This window comes from Nostoc sp. (assembly GCF_036917155.1).
In the GTDB taxonomy this organism is placed as follows: domain Bacteria; phylum Cyanobacteriota; class Cyanobacteriia; order Cyanobacteriales; family Nostocaceae; genus Nostoc.
The window spans coordinates 1-4,705 of the sequence record NZ_JBALDZ010000189.1 but is presented as its reverse complement, the minus strand read 5'-3'; the positions used below and the strand labels follow the sequence as shown (position 1 = coordinate 4,705).

The 4,705-nt window shown below is 41.8% G+C and carries 3 protein-coding genes; all 3 read right to left on the bottom strand.

The window, feature by feature from the left end:
* The coding region (locus V7K67_RS24525; RefSeq protein WP_335168763.1) for a protein kinase domain-containing protein at positions 1 to 1,004 on the bottom strand (1,004 nt) is incomplete at its 3' end.
* An 87-nt stretch (positions 1,005 to 1,091) separates the two neighbouring features.
* Positions 1,092 to 3,407, bottom strand: a complete 2,316-nt coding sequence (locus V7K67_RS24520; protein WP_335168761.1) for a trifunctional serine/threonine-protein kinase/ATP-binding protein/sensor histidine kinase — start codon at positions 3,405 to 3,407, stop codon at positions 1,092 to 1,094.
* Positions 3,380 to 4,705: ATP-binding protein (locus tag V7K67_RS24515; protein WP_442943920.1), on the bottom strand; the 1,326-nt coding region annotated here is incomplete at its 5' end. The genes V7K67_RS24520 and V7K67_RS24515, both read right to left, overlap by 28 nt.

Sequence of the window (4,705 nt, the reverse complement as noted above, 5' to 3'; positions counted from 1 at the left end):
CCAGAAAAACCTGCTACCAGCATCATTTCTGTTGCACCAAGGCTGACTCGCTCAAATGCTTGCAGTAGAGTTTCTATTTCTGCTTCTCGTCCATAAAGTTTGTCGGGGATGATGAAGCGATCGCACACATCCCTTTCGGCAATTTGAAAACCCTTTATTGTACCATCAACTTGTAGCTGATGTAAACAATTTTCTAAATCAAACTTCAGTCCCAAGGCACTCTGATATCTATCTTCGGCATTTTTTGCCATCAATTTCATGACGATATCACAAATAACTTGGGGAATCTCTTCTCTGTTCGGTAAAAGTGGTGGAAGTTTAGCAATATGACAATGCACCAACTCCATTGGATCGTTTGACGCAAAAGGTAACTTTCCTGTGAGTAATTCGTAGAATGTCATACCCAGAGAATAAAAATCAGTTCGGTAATCAATCCCCCGATTCATTCTTCCTGTTTGTTCTGGGGAAATATAAGCCAGTGTACCTTCCAACACATTGGGATTGATTAGTGTCTGCGTTTCCCGTGGTAGTAAGGAGGCGATACTAAAGTCGATTAATTTGACTTGTTTGGTTTCTGGATTAATGAGAATATTGGCGGGTTTAATATCTTTATGAATAATTCGCTCGCGGTAGAGTATATCTAAGGTATTGCATAGTGCGATCGCTATCTCCAAAAACTCGATCAGAGATTCTACGCTTCCCCCCACTCTCCATTCCACCAGAGAAATCCCCCCAAAGTCTTCCATCACCAATACATAGCCATTTTGATAGGGTTCAAGGCTGTAGGTTTGGACAATTAGAGGTGAGTTGAGATTTTTGGCTATGGTGTACTGATTACGAAACGATAAGAGTTCAGAGAAGTTAGGATAAGGATTTTTCAGTAGTTTAATCACTACTGGTAATGAATCAGTCTCTCGATACCCTCGATAAACTAGGGTTCTGGAACCATTGTAGAGTAAATCATAGATGCGATATCCGGGAATATTGACTAAAGTGCTAACCATGCTGCTAAATCCTGAAGATTTCCAGATTTAGTATTCCCGAAAAAGATCCCCGACTTCGCGAAAGTTGTCGGGGATCTGAACCCTAAACTATACCGGAATTTCAATGAAAAATTCTGTTCCCTCTCCTAGTTTGGAAATGCAGTTTAACTCACCTCCATGTTTTTCTACTACAATCGAATAGCTAGTTGACAATCCCAAACCTGTAGCACTACCAATCGGCTTTGTAGTAAAAAATGGATTAAACATCTTATTTTGCACGGACTCACTCATCCCTACACCGTTGTCTGCAATGCGGATTAGTACTTTTTGGGATTCTGAGAATTCCGTCCGAATTCTAATAGTAGGTGTGCGATTTACCTTTGATTCTTGTAAAGCATCAATTGCATTATTTATCAGATGTATAAATACCTGATTTAAAGCTGAAGCATAACAATTGACTAAAGGCAGATTTGCATATTCTCGAATAACTGTAATCTCGGAATATTTGCTATTGTTTTGGAGTCGATGTTGCAAAATTAACAGCGTGCTATCAATGCCGGAGTGAATATCTACTGATTTTATTTCTGATTCATCCAAACGGGAAAAATTCCGCAGTGACAGCACAATTTGACGGATACGATCTGCTCCTACCCTCATCGATGACAGGAGTTTTTGTAAATCATCAGATATAAATTCTAGATCAATATCGGTGATTTTCTCGGCAATCTCTGGCAATGGTTGGGGATAAAGTTGCTGATATAAGTTATTTAATTCAATTAAGGAAGCAACATATTGACTCGCTGGTTGTAAGTTGCCATAGATGAAATTAATCGGATTATTAATTTCATGAGCAATTCCGGCAACTAGCTGTCCCAAACCGGACATTTTTTCAGCTTGAATTAGTTTGGCTTGAGTCGAGTATAGTTTTTCTAAGGTTGATTCTAGCTGAGTGTAAGAACGTGTGATTTCCTGGGTGCGTTCTTCGACTTTTTGCTCCAGAGTATGGGAATATTCCTCTAATTGGCGATAAAGTTGGGCATTTTCTAGAGAGATCGCTGCTTGAGTTGTGAGCAGTTTGAGAACTTGTAGGCGATCGCTCGTAAATGCTCCCACCGTCAGGTTATTTTCTAGGTACAAAATGCCAATCAATTTGCCTTGGTTGAGAATTGGCGCACAGAGAATACTCTTAGGTGAATGGTGAATAATATAAGGGTCAGCCGCTAGGGTTGGCTCAACTACTGCATTCTCAATTACAGTCAAGGTGAGGGTATTTTTGACCCAATTGATTAGGGTAACTGGTACTGTTTGACCATCGTCAAAGGGCAGCCTTCGCAAGATAATGCTAGGCTGTTCCAATTGGGATAATGCCTCAATTACCCAGCGCGAGCCTTTTGGCATCAGCAACGCACATTTATCCGCTCCCGCACTTTCCAGTATCACCTCAAGTAGGGTTGAGAGTAATTTATCCAACTCAATTTCACTCGACAGAGATTGAGAAACTTTGAGAATGGTCGCCAGATCGAGGGCTTCACAGAGGCTAGCACTACTGACGGTGGAACTCTGAATCGTGTGAGAGGAGATAGAAATCATCGTTTCCGTCAGTTTGAAAGATGGTTGCTGTTTTTGCAAAATTGTGGCGAGTAGTTGGGGATAGCGGGTTTCTAAATCAACCACTTTGGCTTTTGCTCCCCAACGGGTGTAACAATAATAGGCTTCAATCATGTAGACTTGAGCGATTTTTTCTTTGCCCCAATCGAGATATAATTTAGCGGCCAGTTCGTTGGCTAATGCTTCTTCATTAAGGTATTGATTTTCTTTGGCGAGGGCGATGGCGCGATCGTAGAGATTAATCGCAGGTAGATATTTCTTCAGTATGCGATATCGTTCTGCTTCTACCAATAGAAACTTATGTTGATGATTGCTTGGAGAGTGAAATGCCCACTGCTTCAGTTTTTTCTGATTTTCTTTGACCTGCTTGAGGAGTTCCTGATGTTCTGAAGATGAGACTTTTGGATAAACAGCCAACCGCGCCAGGGAATCATAAAAGCAATGTATGACTGTGGGCAATGTTGATATACAACTATCAAAATAAAGTTTTGCTGTATTCGCTTTTTCAACGGCTTCAGCATACTCCTCAAACAAGTAATGTAAATATTGTTGACAAAGATAGCTGAAGAACAACCCTGTGCGATCGTTGGTGGCGTGGTGTAGGGGAATTGCCTCGACAACTTGATAACTTTCACCCGACAAAGTGCTTGGATCTTTGGTATGATCCAAAAGATTTAAGGTAGCTTGATGCACAATTTGCAAGTAAACCGAGGCATTTTTTTGGTTAAATCGGGCGATCGCCACCATGAGCGATCGGATTTTTCCTTCCATATCGCTCAAGTGTTCTCCTACCCAATACTGGTTGTAAGAATGCATAACTGCCGCCCATGAAGCATATTATCTCCTGTTTCTAACCCCGTTTGATAAGCCTCTAATTGCGATGGCATGATGTTTCTCACAGGTTCGCGCCAATGGCTAATAAAGGTAGAGTTAGTAAACAGGGTTTGTGCCTTGGAATCATTGGCATTTAAACGCTCTAACAATTGCACAGCCAATTGCCCAAACTGATAACCCGTTTCAATATCCATCACCACACCGCAGAGAATCAGTCCATACCAAGCGTAGGCAACGGCTGAGAGAGTAGTATTACCGTAGCGAACCGATAAATTAACGCTCTCCAATACCAATAACGGCATCAACTGTGGCGCACCAATATAAGCCGCAGATATCGTACTCGATAAAATTTGCATGGCTGCCAGGGCGTTGGGATTGCTCATATTGGGCAAGTCGATCAACTGCGCTATTGTTTTATTACCCAAGGTCAGTTTTGTTTTGTCTAATCCCAGCGAGATATCGGTTTGAGTCGGTTCTTTGGGAAGCTCAATGCCCAACTGCTGTAGCACATCTAGGGCTGTGTAAACAGCATCCTGCATCTGGCTTTGAGCAATGTCAGCCAATATTTTAGTCTCGTAGGCACTAACTTTATCGAGTAAGTTGTTAGCATTTTGCTCAATTGAGGCAATTAGTCGATCTGTTTGCTCAAATTGGCTGCATAGATAAGCAAGTTCCGCACCTAGATCGTACAGTGCCAAGGTCAAGGGATAATTATCTTCTTGCCATTTTGTATCTGGCAGTCGGTCAATCCCTGTGCTAACAAACATGAAGGCGGCATCAAAGGCGGCGGAGGTTTTGGCAGCTTTGCCTGCCTGTAAATTTAGGGTGGCAAATTCATAGCGGGCTTGAGGCAGGGTAATTAGCTCGGCGGCTAAATTAAAATGACCTACAATATCAAAAATTCTTTCTTGACGCTGGGTTTCGCTACTATTGCGAAGTAGCAATGTCCCGATTTCTAGATGGGTAATTTGTTTTTGGTCATCAGGAATTAGGGAATAAGCTGCTTGTTGAACTCGGTCATGCAAAAACCGATAAATCGGATTAGCTGCGGCATTAGAAACCGACGTACTGTCAGACTGAATAAAAAACTTATAAATTTCCGTATTCGGAATAATCAACCCTTCTTGCAACGCTTTCCATAAATCAGCCGCCGTTGTTTCTGGGGATTGTTCTGAAACAATCCCTAGCGTATTCAAATCAAACTGCGCTCCAATACAAGCTGCTAGTTTGAGAACATTCTGAGTCTGGTTCGGCAATTTCTGCAATTGCAGTGCCATAAA

Excerpts from the sequence above, each read along its gene's own strand:
- V7K67_RS24520 (WP_335168761.1), bottom strand. The coding sequence starts at position 3,407 with ATGCATTCTTACAACCAGTATTGGGTAGGAGAACACTTGAGCGATATG.